Here is a 23631-nt window from a genome sequence, read left to right on the forward strand (position 1 = left end):
CGCCGCTGATAACGGTAGAAAACAAGAGAGGGAGGCTGATGCCTCCCTCTCTTTTATCTGCGCGCTTTGCCAACGATTCTCTCTGTATACAGAATGGCCAACGTTTCATACTCGCGCCCCCTCACCCTGGCCCTCTCCCCAGGGAGAGGGAACCGATGAGTGGACATCGATAATGCCCTGCCAGTATCCAGATACGCCGAGGTACATCTTGCTGGTCAAGCGCATATTTGCTCCCTTCTCCCCTTGCGGGAGAAGGGCTGGGGATGAGGGGGAACTAACCTTCAAGCCGCGCTTTCGGTAAGCTCCCCAGATTCGGGCTGCACCTCACCAAAGCGCAGCACCCGATGGCAGATCTGGCGCAATAATGCCTGCTGGTGACTGAATATCACCATGCCAAGCCCGCGCTGCTCGCATTCAACCATCAACTCCCGCCAGAGTTGGCGCTGAATCTGCGGATCCAGCTGGGCAGTCACCTCATCAGCAATCAGCAGACGGGTGCGGGGATCGAGGGCGCGCAGCAGCGCGATGCGGGCCAGCTCGCCACCGGATAGCTGACCGGGTTTACGGCCGAGCCACTCAGGTTTGACCATAAAGCGGGCCAGCATGGCCTCATCGGGACGCCATACGTCCCAGAGCGCCTGGCCGGTGGTGCGATAGGGATTGAAAGTGAGTTCCGGGTGCTGGGGCACCAGCTGGATGGGGTTATAACCTTTTACCTGTTCAGGCACCGGCTGCCCATCCAGCAGGATCTGCCCGCCGGCCCCAACCGGTTGCCAACTCGCCAATACCCGCCCCAGGGTGGTCTTGCCATGGCCGCTCGGGGCGGAGATGCCGAGCCGTTCGCCCGCTTTCACCGTCAGCGATAACCCCTGCCAGAGGGGACGTTCCCCCTGGGCGATAGTGAGATTTCGTACTTCAAACATCAGGAAACCTCCGGCACAGAGAAGAGCGCATTGAACTCGGGCAGCGCCTGCCAGTGGGCGCGGAGCATCTCGCTCCCCTGCCCCTGACGCAGATGATGGCAACTCAAAGTATCGCTCACCTGCCCCTGATGCAGCGCCACAATGCGATCGGCAAAGCGGGCCGCCAGCGCCAGATCGTGGGTCACCCAGAGGATACCGCTGCCCTGATTGGCCAATTCACGCAACTGGCCGAGCAGCAGACAGGCCAGCCCCTCGTCGAGCCAGGCGGTGATCTCGTCTGCCAGAATGTAGCGGGCGCCGCCGAGCGCCGCAGTGCAGGCCAGAATGCGCTTGGCCATGCCGCCGGAGAGCTGGCGCGGGAATCTGTCCAGGGTGGTCGCGGGCAGCTGGTAGCGCAGCAGTTGCTCGCCGAGCCGCTCGCGAGAACCGCTCTGGCCGCAGAGACGTGCCGCACGGCCCAGCTGGCGCTCCACCGTCAGCAATGGATTGAGGGCGCTTACTCCCTGTGGCACATAGCAGAGAGTGTGACCGCGCAGACGGGCCCGGCTGGCATCGCACAGAGGTGTGCCATCGAGGGAGATGCTGCCGCGCATCCGCAGGTTGTCCGGTAGCAGGGTCAGGGCGCTTTGCAGCAACAGGCTCTTGCCCTCGCCGCTCCCCCCCACCAGCGCCACTATCTCCCCTGGCGCCAGTTGCAGGCTGATATCGGTCAGCAAAGGCTGCCAGCTGCGCCGCCCCAGCCAGGAGTAGTGGGCCGCCTCTATGGTCACCTGATCAAAACTCAGCATGGTTCACTCCTGTGCCACAGCAACTGTTGCAAGGCGCGGGTAGCCTGATCAAACAGCAACACCAGCAGCAGCAACATCAGCCCCGGGAAGAGGGCCAGCCACCAGCCGCCACCGGCAAGATAACGCAACGCATCGGCCAGCAGCAGACCCAGCGAGGCCTCATGGGCCGCCAGACCAAAACCGAGAAAGCTCAAGGCCGCGCTGTGCAGTACCGCATGGGGAAACATCAGCAAAGTCCCGATAAACCACTGGGGCAGCAACCCCGGCAGCAGGTGGGTACGCCAGCGACGCAGCGCTCCCATCCCCTGACAGCGGGCCAGCACTACGTAGTCGCTGCAGGCGATCCGCCGCGCTTCTGCGCAAAGGATCAGCGCCAACTTGGGCCAGTGGGTGAGCGCCACCGCCAGGATCACCCCGCGCATACCCCCCCCCACGGTAAAGCAGATAAGGATCAGCAGCAGCATATGGGGCAGCGCCAGCATGGCGTCGATCACCATTCGCACCGCCGCATCGCATCTGGGGTGAATGAGCGATACGCTTGCCGCCACCATGGCCAGCAGGCCACTGCAGAGAGCCGTGCTGATGCCGAGTTCCAGACTGGTGAGGGTGCCCTGAAAGGCCCGCAACCAGAGATCACGCCCCATCTGATCGGTGCCGAACCAGTGGGTCAGCGAGGGAGGCTGCTGGCGCGCCAGCAGATCCATCGGCACATCCTGATGAGAGAGGCTCCAGCCGTAAGCAGCCAGCAGCGCCAATCCGAGCAGGGCAAAAACCAGCCGCAGTATGGAGGGAAGCGGATTAAACAGCATGCTCACCCTCCCAACCCCGATTGATGCGCGCCAGCAGCAAACTGGCCACCGTGTTGCCAATAAAGACCAGCAGGGTGCAAAAGAGCACGATTCCCATCAGCAGGGGAATATCGCCCCTGAGCCCCGCATCCACGGTGGCCTGGCCGAGCCCCGGGTAGGAGAAGACCTTCTCGGCCAAGAGCGATCCGCCAATCAGTTCGCCAAGGGAGGCAAACTGCAGGCAGAGCGCTGGGGTCAGGGCATGGCGCAGCACATGAAAACGCAGCATGGGCCAGCCGCCATCGCCCTGAGCGCGGGCGTAGCGGATAAAGTCGCTATCCAGCACCTCGGCCACCCGCGCCCGGGTATGCAGGGCAATGTTGCCCACCCCGAGCAGCGCCAGGGTCGTCACCGGCAGCAACAGATGGCGCGCTCGCATAGCCCAATCTGCCTCATCGGCGGAGAGACCCGGCGTCCAGGCGCAGCAGACCGGCAGTAGTGGCCAATGCACCGCAAACAGGGCGAGCAGCAACAGGCCGACCCAGAAGGTGGGCAGGGAGGCGAGCAGGTAGGCAAAACGGCAAATCAGTCGATCGGGCCAGCGATTGAGATAGCGACCGGCGCAGAGGCCCAGCACAATGCCGAAAAAACCGGAGAGCAGCCAGGCGCCCGCCAGCAGTAGGAAGGAGGCAGCAAAGCGCTGGCCTATTACCTCACCCACCGGTGCGTTGTAGAGCATGGAGTAGCCGAGATCCCCCCGCAGCACCTGGGTAAACCAGTGCCAGTAGCGCAGCCAGAGCGGCTGATCCAGCCCCCAACGGGCGGCGATGCGGGCGTACTGCTCCGGCGGCACATGGAGCAGGTCGTTGCCGATATAGGCCTTGATGGGGTCGATGGGGGAGTAACTCAGCAGCACAAAGGTGGCGACCGAGACCAGACATAACAGCCCTGCCAGACGCAGCAGGGCTTTTAGCAACAGATAACCTGAATGACTCAAGGGCGAACTTACCGGCACGTCCACCGCCAATCCTGCAGGTTGTTGAGGAGTGACCAGCTACCGTGGATTTCCGGCGCCCCCTTGCCAAGGTCGATGCAACGGTTGGCGAGATAGGTGTGCTGCACGTTGAGCAGCCAAGCCCAGGCAGCATCTCCCTGCACTCCGGCGCCCGTTTTGCCATCCCACTCCACCTGCTGCCAGAACGGCACGGCCGCCTGCCAGTTCGGGGCATCCAGCGCCTGCTTGAGGTGGCCATCCACCACAGGGTTGCTGTAGTAGCCCGGATTGTAGAACTCCACGCCACCGGAGCCGCTCTGGTAGTGGTGATAGAGCTCCATGGGATCCAGACTCCCCCACCCCATCAGCACCGGATTGGCGTGCATCTCCCGCTCCACCTGCTCCCAGCTGCCGGACTTGAGGCTCACCTCAAGGCCAATGGGTTTGAGCATGGCGCGCACCGCTTCCGCCAGATCCCGGCGGGTACTGTCGCCACCGGTGTACCAGAGGGTAAAGGCGGCGCGCAGGTCACCCTTGCGGCGAATGCCGTCACTGCCCATCTTCCAACCCGCCTCGTCTAGCAGGGCATTGGCGTGGGCCGCATCGCCATCCTTGAAGGCGGTGGCTTTGTTCAGCCAGGGCAGGCCTTCCACCGCGCTGTAGGCGGGGATGGCGTGTCCTTCCAGCAGCTGATCGGCCAGCAACTTGCGGTCGATGGCGTAGTTGATGGCACGGCGCACCGCCACGTCCGAGGTCACGTCGTTGCCGATGGGATAACCCTTGGCATCCTTGCCACCCGCAGGCGGAATAGGGAAGACGATGCCACGGTTCTCCACGCTCGGCCGCACCCACAGCTTGAGGGAGGCAGGCACGGTGGGCGCCAGTGACGGGGCGATGCGCACCACATCGAGCTGGCTGCTCTGGGCCGCGGCATAGGCGCTCTCTTCGTCGATAAAGACAAACACCAGCCGTTTGAAGTCATTGTTGCCACCGGCGTAATAGGGGTTCGCCTCTACCACCAGCTGTTGACCGGGTAGGAAGCTCACCAGCCGGTAAGGGCCGGCACCGACCGGCTTTTGGGCATATGCTTTTGCGTCGTAATCCCGCTTCGACACTATCCCCAAAGATCCCAGCACGTTGACGAAGGTGCTCTGGGGAGCACTCAGGGTAATGGCAACTTCGGTAGGCGAGAGCACCTTGGCCGAGACAAAGTTGCCCATGTCGATCTTGCCGCCACCCTTGGCTGCGCTGTTGTAGGTGAAGGCCACATCCTCGGCGGTGAGCGGCGCGCCATTGGAGAATTTCAAATCCGGCTTGAGGCGGATAAGCCACCCCTTGCCATCCTGGCTCGGAGTCACCGTTTGGGTGAGCACGTTCTGCCAGCTGAGGTCGGCGTTTTGCTTGAGCAGCGGGCTGTGCAGCAGCAGATAGCTGCCGTGACTCCAGCCAAGCAGAGGGTCAAACCCTTCGGTGGGTTCAGCTCCGATGGCGAGCTTGAGCTCGGCAGGCACAGGTTGGGCCGCGGCCAGCGCCGCGTGAGAGGCGGAGCCAAGCAGCAGAGTCAACAGGGCGGCAGCACTGGTGCCACAGTAATAGCGAAGAGAATTGCGTGGAACAGTCATGGGGATCCTTCTTGTTTTGTACCACTCACGGATCATCACTCAAAAAAGAGGCGGAATGCGTGTCTGAACATGGGAGTGAGGGGCCAAAATGGCCCCCTATTCTAAACTTGATTTCGCGTGAAACCTAGCGACTATGCCGGTTGACCACGCCGGGCACCGAATAGCCGTCTGCGGCCCAGATCCACACCGCTAGCCCCTTGCTGCACCGGCAAGGAGAGCAGCATCTTGAGGGTACTGCCCACCAGTGCGCGCCCCTCCCCGGCACCGAGATGGGGATCGAGCGGCGACATCAGGGAGCAGGCCAGCAGCTGACCACTTTCGGGCAGTTCACCCACCATAAAGGTCATGTTGCCGCAGGGGAGCTGCAGGGCGAGCCGATCGCTGCTGCTGCGCACCGGCCAAAGCTGCTCCGGCCCCGGCAGCACCACCACGCTCAGCATCCAGGGGGTGAGCACGCAGCCGAGCCACTGATCTTCAAACAACGTGCACTCGGCCACAATGGGCATGGTGGCGTGATAGAAGGGCAGCGCCTGCATCTCTTCGCGAGCGATCCGCTCGTACTGGGCTACCAGCAGGGGCGCGGGATTACTAACAAAACCCGAAAACTCCTGCACGCGCTCCTTCACAGCATCAAGCTCGCTTAAATGAGACTGCGCCATAGGCCCTCCCGTGCTTGTTCAGCTTTCTCCTGCTCAGAGAGCACAATGGCGGGCGCACCAACGGCAGCCAGCAGGGTCAAAATCCGATCCGTCGCCTCACCCATGGCAGCCACCACCACAGGGGTGAGGCCGATACGCGGTTCGAGGGATTCGGGCTCGACCCCGATCAGGGTGAGCCGCTTGGGCGACTCCCCCGTCATGTGCAGCGCCGAGAGCACATCCGCCAGCCCCAGCTGATGGGGGGAGATCTTGCGGCCAAACAGGGTCGGGATCTCCTCATCCTTCAGGGTTACCACTGTGCCCGGCGGATTACCGCTGCGCACCGCATCCACCAGAATGATGTGATCGCGACTGGCCATCGCTTCGAGCAACTCCATGCCGGCGGTACCGCCGTCGAGCAGCTCGATGCCGGGGGCGAAACTGTATTCGCGCCCCAGCCCCTCAACGATGCGCACGCCGACGGCCTCATCACTCAAGAGCAGGTTGCCCACGCCCAGGATCAGGGTATTCATCACAGCACCTTCACCTGAGTCGTTTCACCATTTTGGGTATCCACCACATGCACAGCGCAGGACATGCAGGGGTCGAACGAGTGGACGGTGCGCACCACTTCCAGCGGCTTGGCAGGGTCAGCCACCGGGGTGCCTACCAGCGATTGCTCGTAGGGGCCGGGTTCATCGTTGAAGTTGCGCGGGCCCGAGTTCCAGGTCGACGGCACCACCGCCTGATAGTTCTCGATCTTGCCGCCCTTGATGACAATCCAGTGGGAGAGCATGCCACGCGGCGCCTCTTCAAAGCCCACCCCGCGAAACTCTTTATCCGCCGGGATCTCGGCCTTGATATAGGCGGTGGTATCCCCCTTGCCGATGTTGTCGACCAGCGCCTTCCATTGATGGGACAGGGTATCTTTGAGCACGCAGCAGCGCACCGCGCGACCGATGATGCGACCCATGGTGGAGTGCAGCTGTTCAGTCTTGATGGCCGAGCCGGTGAGCGCCTTGTAGATGCCGTTCAGCTGATCGAAGTGCGCCACCGTCTCCGGGTGCTTCGCGGCCAGCTTCACCAACAAGTCAGCAAGCGGCCCCACCTCCACCACCTTGCCGTAGAAGGTGGGGGATTTGACCCAGGAGTACTTGCCGTCATCCTGCCAGCCGGTGTAATCGGGCTCGGTCTTGCCCTCCCAGGGTTTAAGGGGCTCGTCATCCTTGTACCAGGCGTGCTTGCTACTCTCGGCGATACCGTCCATCAACCAGCCATCCTGATGGCTCTCGATGGGGCGATAACCCGCCAGATTGCCATTCTCGATGTAGCCACCGGGCATCAGGAAGCTACCGCCGTTACCGTCGGTGGGAAGCTCCGGCACGCTCAGGTAGTGCTTGGCCCCCTGCCCCAGGTTCAGCCACTCGGGGTAGTGGGCGGCTATGATGGCGGCATCCACTTTGTAGACCTGCTCGATAAACTCGCCGAGCCGGTCGATAAAGCTCTTCACGTAGAGCAGCCGCTCCAGGTTGAGCACACTCGGCGCATCCAGGTTGATGGGGTTGGCCACGCCACCCACCGCCAGGTTCTGGATGTGGGGGGTCTTGCCGCCGAGAATGGCGACGATGCGGTTGGCATCGCGCTGGCACTCCAGTGCCTGCAGATAGTGGGCCACGGCGATGAGGTTCACCTCCGGGCTCAGCTTCATCGCCTTGTGACCCCAGTAGCCGTTGGCGAAGATGCCAAGCTGGCCGCTGGCTACCAGCGCGCGGATTTTATCCTGCACCCTGGTCAGCTCGTCGGCACTGTTGAGGGACCAGGTCGATACCCCCTTGAGCATGTCCGCCGCTTTTTGCGGATTGGCCTCAAGGGCCGCGGTGATGTCCACCCAGTCCAGCGCGGAGAGTTGATAGAAGTGGACGATGTGATCGTGGATGTTGTGGGCCGCGATGATGAGGTTGCGGATGTACTGGGCATTGACCGGCACCTTGGCGCCGATGGCGTTCTCCACCGCCCGCACCGAGGCGATGGCGTGAATGGAGGTACACACCCCGCAGATACGCTGCACTATCATCCAGGCATCGCGCGGGTCATTGCCCTTGACGATCTCCTCCATCCCGCGCCACATGGTGCCGGACGACCAGGCCTTGGTGACAACGCCGCCTTCGATTTCGCAGTCGATACGCAGGTGACCCTCGATACGGGTGATGGGGTCTATGGTGATACGTTGGCTCATACGTTGGCTTTCCCTCGGGCCTGATAATCTTGGTGAACACGTTCAAGTGATGGCAGTACCGGCAACAGCCGGATCAGCAGCAAATAGGCACACACTTCGATGGCAACAAAGCCAAGGGAGATCAGCACCTCCGTCGCGGAGGGGAAGTAGTGGTAGCCATTGCCGGGGTTGAAGGCGATCAGGGAGTAATCCAGTCGCCAGAGGGCTGCGCCCAGCAGCATGCTGAGGGCCCCCAGAAAAAGCATGCGCGAGTCCCGGCGGCTCTTGTCCCAGTGGAACACCAGCAGCGGGAAGATCATCAGCGCGATCTCGCTCCAGAACAGAATGGAGTAGCGGTTGAACTCGGAGAGGTACTCCGACTTGTCGTGGATGACGATCTCGGCAAAGCGCAGCGCCACAAACAGGATCAGGAAGATGTCGATCACCTGGGTCAGTTTGTAGAAGAGCGGCTTCTCGTTAGGGCCACGCCCCGCCAGCCCCGCCTGCACCAGAGAGCCCTCAAACACCACGATGGAGAAGCCCATGATGAAGGCGGTCAGAAGCGAAAAAACCGGCAGCAGCTCATAGCTTTGCCAGAGCGGATGGATCTTCTCCCCCGCCACTATCATCAACGAGCCCATCGAGGATTGGTGCATGGTGGGCAGCAGTGCCCCCAGCGCCAGAATGAAGAACATGATCTTGTTGAGTCGCGCCATGGAGGTTTTCCAGCCGAACTTCTCCAAGAGCACGGGCGCAAACTCCAGCGCCATCACCCCGATGTAGATGGTCATGCAGACCGCCGTCTCGAACAGCACCGAGGAGGTGTTGAAGTGACCGGGCAGGTAGAAGTACGGCAGGTTCCAGTAACGGCCGACGTCGATGGTGATGGAGAGGCCGCCCAGCGAATAACCGAACAGGCTCGCCAACAGAGCCGGTCGCACCAGCGGGTGATACTCGCCCCGGTTGAAGACGTAAACCGCCCAGGCCAGCGCCCAACCACCGCAGGCGAAACCGGTACCGATCAAGAGGTCAAAGGAGATCCAGAGACCCCAGGGATAACCCCCGTTCAGATCGGTCACCGAGCCCAGCCCGAAGATGAGGCGCTTGAGGATAAGCATGCCGCACAGCACCGCAAAGGGTGCCAGCACCAGCACAGGCCAGCTCACCAGCTTGCCGCCAAGGGGATGTGCCTTGTGGTTACTCATGATCCTTGCCCCCCTGTTGTTTCCCTTGATCGACCGATGTCCCCTTGCTCTGATCGTGACCATCGTGATGATCGTGGCCATTCTTGGTGTTGCGACGGATAAGCACGGAGAGACCGGTCAGCACCACCATGGGCAGCACCATCCCCTTGTAGAGGGTGTGCTGGATATGCTCCGAGCGCGCCCCGGATGAGAGCTCCGGCAGATCGGGCATGTCGAGCTTGGTGTAGGGCACCCCGGCCAGCACCAGCACCTGGGTGCCGCCCCCCTCCTTCTCGCCATAGACGTAAGGCTGGTAGTTGGGCACTTCGTGCAGGTAGGGGTCGTTGGCCTTGAGGGTCTGGCGCGGGTAGGCATATTCGCTGCCCGGGGTGGCCAGCAGGCGACGCCTGGCCTCGGCCATCAGCTCCTCGCGGGTGCCGAAGATAACGGCACCGGTCGGGCATACCTCGACACAGCCGGGCAATTTACCCTGATCAATCCGCTCAAGCCCCTTCTGGTTGCAGAGCTCGCACTTGTGGATCGCCCCCAGCGGGTTGTCGTAGTCATATTTGGGCACGTCGAACGGGCAGCCCACCATGCAGTAACGGCAACCGGTACAGACGCTCGGGTCGTAGTGAACGATGCCGGTCTTGGGATCTTTTTTAAGGGCCTGCACCGGGCAGACGGAGACGCAGTTGGGATCGACGCAGTGCATGCACTGCTTCTTGATGTAGGCATAGCCATCCACCAGCTGATCCTTGTGCTCGCCCGCGCCGCTCTTCCACACCTGAATGATGTTGTTGGTGTAGGGGCTCAGCTTGTCGTTGTTGGACCAGGTCTGCTCGCCCGCCGGATTGGCCGGGTTGCCGTTAAGGCGCTGGCACTCCGCCACGCAGGCCTGACAACCGACACAGAGGGTGGAGTCGTAGAGCATGCCAAGCGCACCGGGAATGGGTGGCTTGTTTTTGGCAGCCGCCAGGGCTGTGCCGGGCACAGTGGCCCCGGCTGCCAGCGCGCCGACGGAGGCAAATTTGAGGAAGTTGCGTCTGTTCACGGTTACTCCTCCCGTGACGGATGCTGCCCGGCTTCATGGCGCTTCTGCTGGCGACCGAGTTCACGCACCGTCATCAGACTCACCCCGACCAGCACCCCGAGGGCACCGCCGATCAGCGCGGTGGAAGTGGGAGAGATATGACCCCCCTCCTGAATGGCCACATCGGGCTTGTTGACCCTCGGGGTCGGATTCTCAACCTTGGCAAGCTGGAAGATCCCCTTGCTGAAACCGACACCCTTTTCGTTGCAGCCGTAGCAGGGATGACCGATACCAACGGGCCAAATGCCACCACCGATATCGCAGAACTCCAGGGTCGAGCAGTTGCCGTAGGTCTCCGGCCCCTTGCAGCCCAGATGATAGAGACACCAGCCCTGCCGGTGCCCCTCGTCACCAAACTCCTTGGCAAAACGGCCGGCATCGAAGTGCGGACGGCGCTCGCAGTTTTCGTGGATGAGCCGCTCATAGGCAAACAGCGGGCGATTCTTGGCATCCAGCGCCGGCAGCTTGCCGTAGGTGATGTAGTAGGCGACCGTAGTAAGGAAGTTGTGGGGATTGGGCGGGCAACCCGGGATATTGATGATGGGGGTGCCGATATTGCCGAGCGCCTCTTCAAGGCTGACGGCGCCGGTCGGGTTGCCACCGCTGGCGGGCACCCCGCCCCAGGCGGCACAGGAGCCGATGGCAATGACGGCAGCCGCATCGGCAGCCGCGCGGCGAATATGGTCGACGATGGGCTCACCGGCCACCATGCAGTAGATGCCGCCATCTTTGAGCGGAATGGAGCCATCCACTACCAGCACATACTTGCCCTTGTAGCGGGTCATGGCGTTGTGCTTGTTCTCTTCAGCCTGATGGCCAAATGCTGCCGAGAGCACCTCATGGTATTCGAGGGAGATAGTATTGAGGATCAGGTTCTCGATGGTGGGGTGAGTGGCCCGCAGCAGCGACTCGGTACAGCCGGTACACTCCTGCGCCCCTATCCAGATCACCGGCGGCCGCTCGGGGCTGGTGAGCGCAGTGGCCATCTTGGCGACGGCATTCTGACTTAATCCCAGGGTTGCGGCCATCCCGGCACACAATTTCATAAAATCACGGCGATTAATCCCATGAGCCGATAAAAAATTATCCTCGACCATTCTTCTTATTCCCGTAGTGAGCACTTGTCTGATAAATGCTTAACAGCGGAAATGCTAAGGACTCACCTACCCCTCAGTATTGATCTCTATCAATTCCACAGGAATTGAACTTATTTACAGGGCGCGTCATATCACAAACAAACGCATTTACCCCCAAAGGGATAATTATGACTTCGTGAATTTAAAGTTTTTAATTGAATAGAATTTAATTAATCGCGAAGCGATCCAGGACCGCATTTTCGATTAATGTAATCCCCGCAGCCAAATGAATAGCTGAAGAGATAACAAGAGGATGCAACAAGCGGGAAGTCGAAGTTAAAAATGCCTTATGCCATATACCTTTACTCACGATTTTGCATACATCCTTGCCATCGCCAGTTGTCATAGACCCCATGAGCCCAACACGGTGGCGGCTTGGAGTGGTTCTCCAAGTAGCACAGCAACAGGTTAATCGGTTGCATCATGAGTGATACCTTTTCGGCAGGGCAATTTCTATAAACTGCACCGACCCAACTTGATAATATATCTTCACTGGATCATTTTACGCACAATAATGCATTCCTATTCATTTAAAAACCCAAACCAATTCGACTGGTCTCGATAATGACATCGGCTTGGTGATGCGTTTTTATAGAACAAGCAAAAAAAACAGTTGCAGTTGTTAACAATACATCCATCACCATATTTACCTTGACGTCACCTACGTTAATTAACCAGCACGTAAATATGAGCACCGACACTATAAAATGATATTTATTCTTGTTTACACGGTCTCACTTGAGATGAATCAAGAAAGATAAAGGTCGATAAAAGAAAAGCCTGGGTAATGATGCCCCTGGCTTGGCTGATCAAAATCCGCTCATTTATGCCGTAGTGTTGACCATGTAGCCATTTTGCGGCGGCTCCTGCGGCAGTTTGCTCCCGAATGCGCTGAGGAAATCCTGCAACGCAACCGGAGGAGACGGCAAGCACGAGATAACCTAAAGCTGGCGACAGTAGCAGTAAAAAGGTGGAACTGATTGAAGATGATGAAACATCAGAGGACATGCATGAGCGTTACAGAGTGGAGATAGATACAGAAAAGCGGCTTGGCATGAACTTCTGCCAGTTTCACAAACATATGAAAGGGAGGCATCAGCCTCCCTTGTTATTACAACTCTCCGCTTACTTCACTACCACCAAACTCTTTACTCGTGCTTGTGGTCTTGGTGACGCTGCAGGAGCCAAAATCTTATTTGGTTGCCGGTGCTGCTTTGGCTGCCGGAGCTTTGGCATGATGTTTGGTTTTATGATGCTGTTTTTTCACGACTTTGGTTTGAGTCGCTTGCGGTGCTGCAGCCTTGGTCGGGGTAGCTGCCATGGTGAAACCAGAGGTCAGGGCGAAAACTGCAGCGACTGCCAGGGGGATGATCTTTTTCATGGTCACTTTCCTTATTAGGGTAATGGAGCCGTTCTCCATGACTTCATCCTACGACCGGGCACGACGAACTTCCGTGTGTCGTTGGTGACGATATGTATCCAAATGTACAAGTCGAACAGTGCAGCTTTATGAGATGCCGGTGGTGTTGTTAACGCACTTCAGCGAATAATGAGGAGTCGTTAGGATATGCAATACTAACAAGCGTGATTGCACCTCACTGTTACGGCAAGATAATCCGTATTTGTGCTCATAAAATGACTTTTGCGGTGGGAATACATGGATCCAGTACAGCAACAAAAGTTGATTGAACAACTCATTCCTCAGCTGCGGAAAAAGAATTTCGCAGACATTTTTGCACAGCTCACTGAGTCTGAAAGCAATAACGGGCGCTTTCTGCTCAAAATGGAGCTACAGCGCAAGTGCGCCTCCTGCCGCAGGGTCATCGATATGCGGGACGCCTTGGCAGATGAGTGTCAAGTATATGAATTTAAAAGCATGATCCACTTCATGCCGGCAGAGGCTATCAGCCTGTTCCAGAGCCAGTGCTTCATTTACCGTGATGACTACACGATGGGTGTCTACGAGGTGATGCAGCAGTGGCAAAAACAGCGGCAGCAAGCCCGGGTAAAAGGCAAAGCCACGGCGCAGGCCAACCCTTTCCAGCAATATGAAGTCAAGACTATCCCATTCGCCAGTTATTACGGCCGTCGCCAAGAGCGTATGCATATCAGCTCCCCTGTAGAAGTCAGGCTCAAGGATGGAGCCAAACTCCTGGCCAAAACATCGGATCTTTCTCCTGAGGGCATTCGTATCTCGGTGCCTTATCTACCGACCTATCAAACCGGTGATCAGGTTGAGGTCATCTTTACCGGGTTGGAGCACGACAGCGCCAATCCACTATTACAACAACCTGTGCAGTACCAGATTCTGGGCGAGGAGAATAAAGAGGGGCGATTCTGGCTAATACTGATCCGCACTGGTGACAACCCGGCCTTTGATACCTTTATCAAAGAGTTCATCAAAGCCAATAAAGGCCATCATCGAATAAGCGTCGATCACCTGCTTTCTGCTGCGATCATCAAGGGACACGAGCAGTTCTATCTACCGCGCATGACAGGTATACCACTCTTTTTTAGCTCGGGTGCAAACCCCAAGCTGGAGATAGCCCTGCGCAGCGAGAACAATCAGCACCTTCTCGAGTACTGGCGTGACGAAAAAAACCGTGACGCACTGGCTGGACTGTTTTCGGCCGACCGGATGAAACGCCTCTGCCCGGCACCGGGGGCCACCAAAGAAACGCTGCTCTACAGCTTTGCCCATACCGTGCAAAATAAAATCTACTTCTTCTCTGCCACATCAGAAGAGTTACGGCTAAGTGGTTTGACCAAACTGTTCTTTCAGGTGGGTGCCCATCGCCCCAGCTGGCGTGTCTATAAATTTTCACTGGAACTGTGTGAGTTGGCAGAAGCGGATCTGAGCCAGATTGTCGGGCTCGAAGAGTCCCAATTACATGACATCCAGTTGCTGGAGCGCATCAAACAGATAGGTTATTGCGGTTTATTGCAGGAGATCAGCCTCGATGCACAACGAGAAGAGTTCCGTCAGGAAGGGGGGACAATCAACAACCCCAACGAGTTGCAACGATTTGGTCACGAACAAGAGCCCATGCCTTTCGAGATCGAGCTGCTGCAATATGTTCAGCTACGCAAAGAACAACGCTACATCCACAAAACGGAGATAACCATCAGCCACAATGGCAGATCCTGGCAGGGCTTAACCCGCGATATCTCCGCCCATGGTATGCAAATTGAGCTGGAAGAGGCCTTTATCGGTGAGCAAAACGATGTTGTGACCATTGCCCTGCCCCGCCTGCAGGAGCTTGCCAAAACCATGGACCTGCAGCATCTGCCTTACCGGTTGGTCAGCCTCAACATGACCCGCACGGTATTGCACCTTTGCATTGAAGGGGATACCGCCCGCCACATTGGCCGGCAGTTCTTCACTCTGCTTATCGAAAGTAACCAGAAAAAGTTGAAAACAGCCCCGGAGCACCGCCGCTATCGTGGACTTGCCAGAGCTCTACGCAATATTTACACCAGCCATCTTTTCAACACCCCACTCTATGTCAACAAGCTCAATGGGAGTCCGAAGCCGGCATCTATTGGCAAATCTCTCAAACCACGTTCATTGCAAAGAGTGCTCACTGTTTGTACTGCAAATCCGGAGCATGGCAACCTCTATCCCCTGTTTCAGGGGGAATTGTTGAAAGAAGTGCTGATGACCCCGCTTCGTCATCAGGAACGAGATGACAAACCAAAGCAGGAAGAGGTCTACGTATCGTACGTGCAAACAAACTCAGGTTGGCCCCAAATCAAGAGCTGCCTTGCCAATTCGTTCGGTAACGTGCAAGAAAAGCGGCAATTTATCGAGCAGGTATTACAGCAGGGAGAGTTCTATTCAGTGCTGGTTGGCATCTCCCGTACCGGCCGACCAGACATCAATTTCGTCGCCAACGAGCTGGATACCATAGCCAAATTTGCTATCCACAAGGCCAAGAAGCTGGAAGAAGATCTATGGAGCGTGGTCGGGGTCAGTGAGCTGACTGATACGACAGAAGCAACTCTATTCCGACTTGGTATCACACAGCCATTAACCTAGCGCCCCCTGACCAAGAGGCCAAGGTGCTGGCGAACCAACAGAAGCCATGATTTCGCCACAACAGCGCAAGCCGTAAGCTTGTCTCGGGTATGCAGGGATTTTTTGATCTCTTTACGACGACCACAGGGGAGCGTGGTGACTTTCCGGTAATACCAGATGCCGTGGGGACTGAGCCAGAGATTCATCGATGAGCTCCTTGTCGTCCACACAAAGTGGATGACCAAGGGCTTTAGGAAGCTAACTTATTGAATTGCAGAAACAAGTGGTGGCCCTACCAGCCACATCCCGGCACTCGAGTCCCCCGCCTTGGCTGCTACCTTCCGGTCCTGACCAGGTCGACGGGTTATCAATGCGAGAGGACCAATAGGACCACCGGCGAGGAGAATAGGCAAACTGGGCGTTCAATGCAATGGCTTTCTGCCTTCCAACAGATCGTTTGCCTTATTTTTCAACAAACTGGCCAATGGTTCAGCTAAACAACATGAATTTCGCCCCCACCAGCAGCATCAGCAGGGCAAACGCCTGCTTGAGTCGCTGTGGGGAGAGTCTGTGTGCCAGTTTGGCCCCCACCCGGGCAAACTGGGTACTGGTGAGCACAATACCAATCAGGGCTGGCAGATAGATGTAGCCCACACTCCACTCGGGCAGATCTGCGTGCCCCCATCCTGCATAGAGATAGCTCAGGCTACCCGCCAGCGCGATCGGCATGCTGCAGGCAGCTGAGGCCGCTACCGCGTTGCGCATAGGTACGCTGTTCCAGCTCAGATATGGCACGGTGAGCGAGCCACCACCGATGCCAAACAGTGCCGACATCCAGCCGATAACGGTACCTGCAATGCCGGTACCGAGCGCTCCAGGCAGATGGCGCTCCGCTTTGGGCTTGAGGTTAAGCCCCATCTGCAGCGCCATGGTCCAGGCAAAGCAGCCAATGATGATGTTGAGGGTGCTGGCACTGAGCAGATTGGCGGTCATGCCGCCGAGCCAGGCGCCAAGCAACATGCCGGCACCGAGCCTGCGGATCATCACCCAGTCGACAGCTCCGGCCTCCTGATGGGCCCGCAGCGAACTGAAACCGGTGAAGATCATGGTCGGCAGCGAGGTGCCAAGTGCCAGATGAGTGATGATATCGGGATCGACCCCCTGTGCGTGAAAGCTCACCACCAGCACCGGGACTATGATAAGGCCGCCGCCGATCCCGAACAGTCCGGCCAGGATGCCGGCGAAAGCCCCCAGCAGCAGATAACCCATAAACAGCATAAAAATTCCTTCCGAGGCGACGCCGACCACCTGTGACACGGACGGCGTGTAAAAGAAGAGATGGCCCTTGGGCCATCTCTTGTCTCTGTCAGTTCAGGGGGATGGTGCCGTCCATCACCTTGTAGAAGGCCAGCACGGCACAACCGAGCAAGGCCACCGTCATCCCCTGCTCCAGCCGGTTGAGGCCACGCAGACCGTGGTGCTGGCGCGCCTTCCAGTAGATGAAGATACCCGGGCTGTAGAGCAGCGCCACCAGCAGCAGATACTCGATGCCAGCCGCATAAACCAGCCAGCAGCCATAGATGGTCGCCATCAGGGCCAGCAACAGATCACGCTTGCGCTGATGCGGTTGACCCTGATAGGTCTCCCCTTTCAGCGCCAGCTTGAGACCATAGGCACCTGAGAAAACATAGGGTACCAGCGCCGCCGAGGTGGCGATGTTGACCAACGCCAGATAGGTACTGTTCTGGAAGTAGATGATGATAAGGAAAGTCTGCACCAGACAGGTGGAGCACCAGAGCGATACCTGCGGTGAGCCGTTCTTGTTCTCCTTGGCAAACCAGGCCGGGAAGACCCCGGTCTTGCCCGCAATGTAGGGCACTTCAGCCGCCAGCACGGTCCAGCTCAGCAGAGCCCCCATCACGGAGATGACCAGACCGATGTTGATGAGCCAGGCGCCCCAGGGGCCAACTACTGCTTCCAGGATCATGGCGGTAGAGGGGTTCTTGAGCTGGGCCAGCTCAGGCTGGGTCATTACCCCCAGCGAGAAGAGGGTCACCATCACGTAGAGCGCCAGCGCACCCAGCAGGGCCAGCACGGTCGCACGACCGACATCCTTGCGATGGCGGGCACGGGCAGAGACCACCACGGCCCCTTCAATACCGATGAAGACCCAGAGGGTGACCTTCATGGTGGACTTGACCTGATCCATCACGGAACCGAGATCGCTGTTGCCATGACCCCAGAAGTCCAGGGTGAAGGTCTTCATATTGAAGGCAAGCAGGATGGCCACGCTGAAAACGATGAGCGGCACCATCTTGGCGATGGTGGTCACGATGTTCACTAGGGCCGCTACCTGCACCCCGCGTAGCACCAGCGAGTGTACCGACCATATCAGGATGGAAGCCAGCGTGATGGCCACCGGCGTATTGCCGTCGCCGAAGATGACGTGATCCGGCGTATCGAAGAAGTAGCTGAGCGCGCTGAACACCACGATGGCGTAGGAGACGTTGGCCAGCAGTTGGCAGAGCCAGTAACCCCAGGCGGCGTTGAAGCCGATGAAGTCACCAAAACCGGCCTTGGCGTAACTGAAGATACCGCCATCGAGATCCGGGCGACGCATGGAGAGGTTTTGATAGACCAGCGCGAGGCAGATCATGCCGACCCCGGTGATGGCCCACCCCAGAGCGACGGCCCCGGCGCTGGCATGTGCAGCAATATTCTGTGGGAGACTGAAGACCCCGGCGCCGACCATGGAGCCGATCACCAGCGAAATGAGGGCGCCAAGCCCTAGTTTCTTGTCCATCTCAATCCTGTTTAATTAGGCGGCGGCAGAGCGTCCGTATTCATACTGCGCGCGATATGGGAGGGGCTGAAAATCCGGACCCCGTGAAAAAGGCGGCAACTATATTGCATGACTATTCCGACCGCAATCCCTCGCATCGTCAAACATGCACCACCTTGACCGCGCGCAATTTTACAGCACTGACCTCAAGGGCCTGTGAGCTGGTTCAAATTAACTGAGACCCATTGATATTTCTCATATTTCTGCCGCCACAGAGCGACCCGGATGGTGCCCATGCATCGCCATTCAGTACCTTTGGAACTCAAAAGAGTGCATAAAAAAGCCCTGACCACGAGGTCAGGGCTCAATGTAAATCTTGGTAAAGGTTTACAACCGCAGACCGCCGTCAAGCTCGATCATCCGGCCATTGAGGTAATCGTTGGCAAAGATGAAGGCAACGGTCTCGGCCAGCTGCTGCGCCTCACCCAGTTTGCCGACCGGAATAGCCTGCTGCATTCGGGTCATCGCCTCCGGCTTCATCGCGGCCGTCATATCGGTGGCGAACACCCCGGGGGCGATCCCCATCACCCGGATACCGTGGCGGGCAAGCTCCCGCCCCCAGGTCACCACCAGCGAGGCCACCCCTGCCTTGCTGGCGGCATAGTTGCTCTGGCCGATATTGCCGGCACGGGCGATGGAGGAGATATTGATGATGACCCCCCCCTCCCCGCCTGTGGCCATCAATGCGGCCCCCTCGCGCCCGCACAGGAAGGTGCCGGTGAGGTTGACGTCGATGACGCTCTGCCACTGGGCCAGGCTCATCTTCTCTACAACTTCCCCCTCTTTCACCTTGAGCAACATGCCATCGCGCAGAATGCCGGCGCAGTTGATCAACCCGTGCAACCGACCAAAGTGCGCCTTGATCGCGACAAAGGTGGTCTCTACCTCCGGTTCGCTTGCCACGTTGCAGACGAAAATGGCACACCGCCCGCCACGGCTTTGCACCTCGGCCTGCGTCACGGCCAGATCGCTGGCATTCAGGTCGATCAACGCCAGTTCGGCCCCCTGAGCGGCAAGATTGAGCGCTATGGCCCGCCCCAGCCCCCGACCGGCACCGGTAATAGCGATGACTTTCTGCTTGATATCCATTCTCTCTCCTTGTGATGCCTGCGATAGCCTGAACCCAGCAAGCCGCAAGATGGTGCCCGGCGACCACTACCCCTCTCTGCCTTTTTCCAGATAAAGCCGGACGATACTGGAAAAATCCAGCTCTCCCTCTCCGTTCACCGCATGCAGATTAAACAGGTTGCGCGCAAGTGCTCCCATGGGCACGGCGCTGTGAGCATGCTCGGCCAGCGCCATGGCGAGTCCGAGGTCTTTCACCATCAGCCGGGTCATAAATCCCCCCTGATAGTTACGTGCAGCCGGTACGTTCTCCATCACCCCGGGCCAGGGGTTGTAGCGCTCCAGACTCCAGTTGTTGCCCGAGCTCTTGCCCATGATGGTGGAGAGCACTGCCGGATCCAGCCCCTCCTTTACCCCGAGGGCCAGCGCCTCGGCGGTACCCGCCATATGGATGGCAAGCAGCATGTTGTTACACATCTTGGCGATCTGCCCGGCGCCAGGGGGGCCGGCGTGGAACAGATTCTGCCCCATGCAGGCCAGTACGGACTTGGCCGCATCAAAATCCGCAGCATCGCCGCCAACAATAAAAGTGAGCGTACCTGCCGCAGCCCCTGCGACCCCGCCCGACACGGGGGCATCGATAAAGCGCAAGCCGCGTGCACGGGCCGCGCTCCCCACCTGACGGGCAGAGGCCACATCGATGGTGGAGCAGTCGATCACCAGCACACCGGCAGGCAAAGCTGCCAGCAGATCCTGCCCACCCCGCTCACCATCACTCTCGCCCAACCAGAGGCTGCGCACATGCTCACCGGCAGGCAGCATGCTGATGACGACATCACTGTCGGTCACCGCTTCGCGGGCATCTCCTGCCGCAATGCAGCCCGCTGCAATGGCTCGCTCGACACTGTGGGCAACCAGATCAAATACCTGCACCGTATGCCCGGCCTTGGCCAGATTGGCTGCCATGGGTCCCCCCATGTTGCCCAGCCCGATAAATCCGATCCTTGTCATTCTGCTTGCTCCTTGCGTTCTTGATAGCACCGCAGCTGCCAGAGCAGAGCCTAGCCCTTGCATGCCAACGGGTTGTCTCCATGGGGCCAGCGATAGAATTCGTCCAGCCAATCCCCCTCGGCAGGCTGATCCTGCCAGTGGGGATCCCTGTCCTTGTCGATAAGCAGCGCCCGCACCCCTTCCACAAAATCGCCCTTGAGCACGCAGTTGACCGAGAGAGTCAGTTCGTCGGCAAATACCTCGGCAAGGGATTGGCGGCGAGCCTGCCAATATTGGCGCCAGAGGATGGCACGGCTGATGGGACTGCCGGTGCGACAGCTCTCCTGCGCCTGGGCCAATCCTTTCTCTCCCGCCGTTTCGTCAAATCGGACAGCAAACAGCCTTGCCAATACCCCCGCCAACGTTCGCCCCGCCAGCAGGTCATCGATTTTTGGTTGATGGGGCAGCAGGATGGGCGCAGGCAATTGTGCTGCAGCATCTTTATGAAGGCCACGCAGCAGCTGATCGATCTGCTCACGGAAATCGCAACAGGCTGACCAGTCGAGTGCCGCCAACCGGTGCAGCAAGTCGGCTCGCTCGCTGCTGGCGATGGCGTGATCCGCCAGCCCAAGGCCGATGGCATCGCTCCCGTTGAAGCGGGCGCCGGTCAGACCAAGCCAGAGCCCGAGTCGCCCCGGCATCCGGCTTAAAAACCAGCTGGCCCCCACATCGGGGTAGAGGCCGATGGTCACCTCCGGCATGGCGAACAGGCTCTTCTCGGTCACCACCCGAAAATCGGCGCCGGCAAACAGACCTATCCCACCGCCCATGCAGATGCCGTCCGCCACGCAGACAAGGGGCTTGCGGTAACAGTGGATGTGGTGATCGAGCCGATACTCCTGCTCGAAAAAATCGCGGGCATATTCAAACAGTTCCGATCCGCTCACCTCCTGCTTGCGGTAATAGAAGGAGCGAATATCACCACCGGCACAGAACGCCTTCTCGCCCGCCCCCTGCAGCAGCACGCAAGCGATGGCGGGATCCTGCTCCCAGCGAGTTAGCGTCTGTTGCAGGATCTGGATCATAGGCAGGCTCAATGCGTTGAGAGACGCAGGGCTGTCGAGAGTCAACACCCCGATCTGGTGGCCATCAGCCGTTGGATGGGTTGCGATACTTACTGGCTCACTCATGGGTTGCACCATCCGGCTTTTGGTACTGCCAGTGCGGGGCGCGCTTTTCGAGAAACGCTGCCACCCCTTCCCGCTGGTTGGCATCACTAAACAGTTCGAGGAAGAAGCTTCGCTCGAGCGGCAATGCCGCATCGCGCGGGCCGCTGCGCCCCTGATTGATCAGGGTCTTGCAGGCGCGCAGGGCACTCGGGCTCTGGCGTTCCACCAGATGGGCCATCTGATGGGCTGCCTCCCACGCCTGCCCGGTTTTCACCACCTCCTCCACCAGCCCGATCTCATAGGCAAGGGATGCACTCACCTTCTCGCCACAGAGGATCATCCGCTTGGCCCAGCCCGGCCCAACCAGCTCGGTCAGACGCTGGGTGCCACCGGCACAGGGCAACAATCCCACCGAGGCTTCCGGCAACCCCAGCAACGCCTGCTGTTCGGCGATGCGGATATCACAGGCCAGCGCCACTTCCAGCCCCCCCCCCATGGCATAACCGTTGATGGCCGCAATGGTGACGCCGTGAAAACGGGCCAGCGCTTCGAATGCACGGCCAAAAGCGTCGGCCACATCGCGAGCCAGTTCGACATTGCCATCGGCAAACAGGTTGAGATCGGCACCGGCGCAGAAGAACTTCTCGCCAGCCCCGCGGATCACCAGCGCCACCACATCGGGGCGGCTGTCGAGCTCCTCCATCATCCGCAGGAAAGCTTGCAGACTGGCAAGCGTCCAGGTATTGGCGGGCGGATGGTCAAGGGTGATGTAGGCCACGTGGCCGTTGTATTCGAGCCTGATCCTTGTCATTGCGTTTGTCCTTGTCAGTAGAGCGATAGCCATGATGACAGAGTTGCATGGAACCAACCTGTGACTGGCTCACAAAGCTGGTGCCCTTGAGGTGTCATCCAGCACTACATGAGCGCCAACCCCTGCTCGGCCAGCAGCCGACGAGCGATGATGAGTCGCATCACCTCGTTGGTTCCCTCCAGAATGCGATGCACCCGGGTATCGCGCAGGTAGCGCTCAAGGGGATAGTCGCGGGTATAACCATAGCCACCAAAGAGTTGCAGAGCCTCATCACAGACCCGATAACCGACGTCGGTGGCAAACCTTTTGGCCATGGCGCACCAGGCACTCTTGTCAGGTGCCCCGCGATCCAGCTTGTCTGCCGCCTGACGCACCAGCAGGCGAGCTGCAGCCAGTTCTGTCGCCATATCTGCTAGGCGAAACTGCACGCTCTGGAATTCGCTGATCGGGTGACCAAATTGCTGGCGCTGCTGCACATAGGCCAGCGCATCGTCCAGTGCCTGCTGGGCAGTGCCCACCGAGCAGGTGGCAATATTGATGCGCCCCCCATCAAGGGCCTGCATGGCGAACTTGAATCCTTCCCCCTCTTCGCCCAACCGATAGCAGGCAGGAATGCGAACCCCATTGAAAACAACCTCCCGGGTCGGCTGGCTGTTCCAGCCCATCTTCTCTTCTGCCTTGCCATAGCTCACGCAGGGGGCATTGGCCGGCACCATAAAGGCTGAGATCCCCTTCGCACCTTCACCACCGGTGCGCGCCATCACCACCAGCACATCGCTGCTGCCCGCTCCCGAGATAAAGACCTTGGTTCCCTCAATAAGATAATTGTCACCCTCGCGCACCGCTCGGGTCTTGAGGGCCGCCGCATCGGAGCCCGCGCCCGGCTCGGTGAGGCAATAGGAGCCCAGCAGCTCGCCACTGGCCAGTTTGGGCACCCACTCCTTGGCAACCTCGTTGGGCAGCCAGCTGCCCAGCATCCAGCTCACCATGTTGTGAATGGTCAGATAAGCCGTGGTCGAGGTACAGCCCATGGCGAGGCGCTCGAAGATGAGGCTCGCATCGAGACGAGGCAATCCCAATCCGCCAAACTGCTCCGGGGTATAGAGACCACAAAACCCGAGCTCGGCCGCCTGCTTGATGGTCGGGATCGGAAACTCATGCTCCTTGTCCCAGCGCGCGGCATGGGGTTTGAGCGCCTCATCGGCAAAGGCGGCGGCCGCCTCCACATACGCCTGTTGATCATCGGTCAGGGTAAAATCCATCTTGTCGTTCGCTCCCTTGTTGCCCCACGCTTATTTTCCTGAGTTGGTGCTTTATGACGCGGCGCCCACACACTGGTCATTCGGATCTGCCAC

The 23631-nt window shown here is 59.1% G+C and carries 21 protein-coding genes and 1 other RNA gene; 1 reads left to right on the forward strand and 21 read right to left on the reverse strand.

The window, feature by feature from the left end:
* Positions 1-281: 281 nt before the first annotated feature.
* The 13 genes from I6L40_RS13645 to I6L40_RS13705 all read right to left on the reverse strand — a co-directional run bounded on the left by I6L40_RS13645 (position 282) and on the right by I6L40_RS13705 (position 12762).
* Positions 282-923 (reverse strand): ATP-binding cassette domain-containing protein, encoded by a 642-nt coding sequence (locus I6L40_RS13645; RefSeq protein WP_216994418.1) that lies wholly within the window; start codon positions 921-923, stop codon positions 282-284.
* Positions 923-1711, reverse strand: a complete 789-nt coding sequence (locus tag I6L40_RS13650; protein ID WP_216994419.1) for an ATP-binding cassette domain-containing protein — start codon at positions 1709-1711, stop codon at positions 923-925. The genes I6L40_RS13645 and I6L40_RS13650 overlap by 1 nt, the downstream gene beginning before the upstream one ends.
* Entirely contained in the window at positions 1705-2520 is an 816-nt protein-coding gene (locus I6L40_RS13655) for an ABC transporter permease (RefSeq protein WP_201966213.1), read from the reverse strand. The genes I6L40_RS13650 and I6L40_RS13655 overlap by 7 nt, the downstream gene beginning before the upstream one ends.
* Entirely contained in the window at positions 2510-3520 is a 1011-nt protein-coding gene (locus I6L40_RS13660) for an ABC transporter permease (protein ID WP_216950705.1), read from the reverse strand. The genes I6L40_RS13655 and I6L40_RS13660 overlap by 11 nt, the downstream gene beginning before the upstream one ends.
* Entirely contained in the window at positions 3505-5115 is a 1611-nt protein-coding gene (locus I6L40_RS13665; RefSeq protein WP_216994420.1) for an ABC transporter substrate-binding protein, read from the reverse strand. Before I6L40_RS13665 ends, I6L40_RS13660 begins: the two co-directional genes overlap by 16 nt.
* Positions 5116-5246: 131 nt before the next feature.
* A complete protein-coding gene (gene hybE / locus I6L40_RS13670) occupies positions 5247-5774 on the reverse strand; it encodes a hydrogenase-2 assembly chaperone (RefSeq protein ID WP_216994421.1) in 528 nt (175 codons plus the stop codon).
* A complete protein-coding gene (locus I6L40_RS13675; protein WP_216994422.1) occupies positions 5756-6286 on the reverse strand; it encodes a HyaD/HybD family hydrogenase maturation endopeptidase in 531 nt (176 codons plus the stop codon). The genes hybE and I6L40_RS13675 overlap by 19 nt, the downstream gene beginning before the upstream one ends.
* A complete protein-coding gene (gene hybC, locus I6L40_RS13680; protein WP_071910428.1) occupies positions 6286-7989 on the reverse strand; it encodes a hydrogenase 2 large subunit in 1704 nt (567 codons plus the stop codon). Before hybC ends, I6L40_RS13675 begins: the two co-directional genes overlap by 1 nt.
* Positions 7986-9173 carry a Ni/Fe-hydrogenase cytochrome b subunit gene (hybB, locus tag I6L40_RS13685; RefSeq protein WP_033115848.1) on the reverse strand — a complete coding sequence of 396 codons (1188 nt, stop codon included), beginning with the start codon at positions 9171-9173 and terminating at the stop codon, positions 7986-7988. Before hybB ends, hybC begins: the two co-directional genes overlap by 4 nt.
* On the reverse strand, positions 9166-10206 hold the full coding sequence (gene hybA, locus I6L40_RS13690; RefSeq protein ID WP_071910430.1) for a hydrogenase 2 operon protein HybA: 1041 nt from the start codon (positions 10204-10206) through the stop codon (positions 9166-9168). The genes hybB and hybA overlap by 8 nt, the downstream gene beginning before the upstream one ends.
* A gap of 2 nt (positions 10207-10208) precedes the next feature.
* Complete coding sequence (gene hybO, locus I6L40_RS13695; protein WP_216994423.1) at positions 10209-11342, reverse strand: hydrogenase 2 small subunit; 1134 nt, start codon at positions 11340-11342, stop codon at positions 10209-10211.
* A gap of 753 nt (positions 11343-12095) precedes the next feature.
* Positions 12096-12389: a hypothetical protein gene (locus I6L40_RS13700; protein ID WP_143241680.1), complete on the reverse strand. Its 294-nt coding sequence runs from the start codon at positions 12387-12389 to the stop codon at positions 12096-12098.
* Between the two features lie 184 nt (positions 12390-12573).
* On the reverse strand, positions 12574-12762 hold the full coding sequence (locus I6L40_RS13705; protein WP_033113872.1) for a hypothetical protein: 189 nt from the start codon (positions 12760-12762) through the stop codon (positions 12574-12576).
* A 276-nt stretch (positions 12763-13038) separates the two neighbouring features.
* Here I6L40_RS13705 and I6L40_RS13710 point away from each other — a divergent pair, with 276 nt between their 5' ends.
* Positions 13039-15420 carry a PilZ domain-containing protein gene (locus I6L40_RS13710; RefSeq protein ID WP_216994424.1) on the forward strand — a complete coding sequence of 794 codons (2382 nt, stop codon included), beginning with the start codon at positions 13039-13041 and terminating at the stop codon, positions 15418-15420.
* A gap of 269 nt (positions 15421-15689) precedes the next feature.
* Here the strand turns inward: I6L40_RS13710 and ffs are convergent.
* The 8 genes from ffs to I6L40_RS13750 form a co-directional block, all read right to left on the reverse strand.
* Positions 15690-15786: signal recognition particle sRNA small type (gene ffs, locus I6L40_RS13715), an RNA gene on the reverse strand.
* Positions 15787-15888: 102 nt separating this feature from the next.
* The gene (locus I6L40_RS13720; RefSeq protein ID WP_071910436.1) at positions 15889-16677 is read right to left on the reverse strand and encodes a sulfite exporter TauE/SafE family protein; all 789 of its coding nucleotides are present in this window, start codon (positions 16675-16677) and stop codon (positions 15889-15891) included.
* Between the two features lie 88 nt (positions 16678-16765).
* Entirely contained in the window at positions 16766-18202 is a 1437-nt protein-coding gene (gene arcD / locus I6L40_RS13725; RefSeq protein ID WP_071910438.1) for an arginine-ornithine antiporter, read from the reverse strand.
* Between the two features lie 366 nt (positions 18203-18568).
* A complete protein-coding gene (locus I6L40_RS13730; protein ID WP_071910440.1) occupies positions 18569-19330 on the reverse strand; it encodes an SDR family oxidoreductase in 762 nt (253 codons plus the stop codon).
* Between the two features lie 66 nt (positions 19331-19396).
* Positions 19397-20317 (reverse strand): 3-hydroxyisobutyrate dehydrogenase, encoded by a 921-nt coding sequence (gene mmsB / locus I6L40_RS13735; RefSeq protein ID WP_071910442.1) that lies wholly within the window; start codon positions 20315-20317, stop codon positions 19397-19399.
* A gap of 50 nt (positions 20318-20367) precedes the next feature.
* Positions 20368-21486, reverse strand: coding sequence for an enoyl-CoA hydratase/isomerase family protein (locus tag I6L40_RS13740; protein ID WP_071910444.1), 1119 nt, complete (start codon positions 21484-21486; stop codon positions 20368-20370).
* Positions 21479-22276: an enoyl-CoA hydratase gene (locus I6L40_RS13745; RefSeq protein ID WP_071910446.1), complete on the reverse strand. Its 798-nt coding sequence runs from the start codon at positions 22274-22276 to the stop codon at positions 21479-21481. Before I6L40_RS13745 ends, I6L40_RS13740 begins: the two co-directional genes overlap by 8 nt.
* 104 nt (positions 22277-22380) lie before the next feature.
* Positions 22381-23538 carry an acyl-CoA dehydrogenase family protein gene (locus I6L40_RS13750; RefSeq protein WP_071910448.1) on the reverse strand — a complete coding sequence of 386 codons (1158 nt, stop codon included), beginning with the start codon at positions 23536-23538 and terminating at the stop codon, positions 22381-22383.
* Positions 23539-23631 lie beyond the last annotated feature (93 nt).

This window comes from Aeromonas sp. FDAARGOS 1410, assembly GCF_019048745.1.
In the GTDB taxonomy this organism is placed as follows: Bacteria; Pseudomonadota; Gammaproteobacteria; order Enterobacterales; family Aeromonadaceae; genus Aeromonas; species Aeromonas jandaei.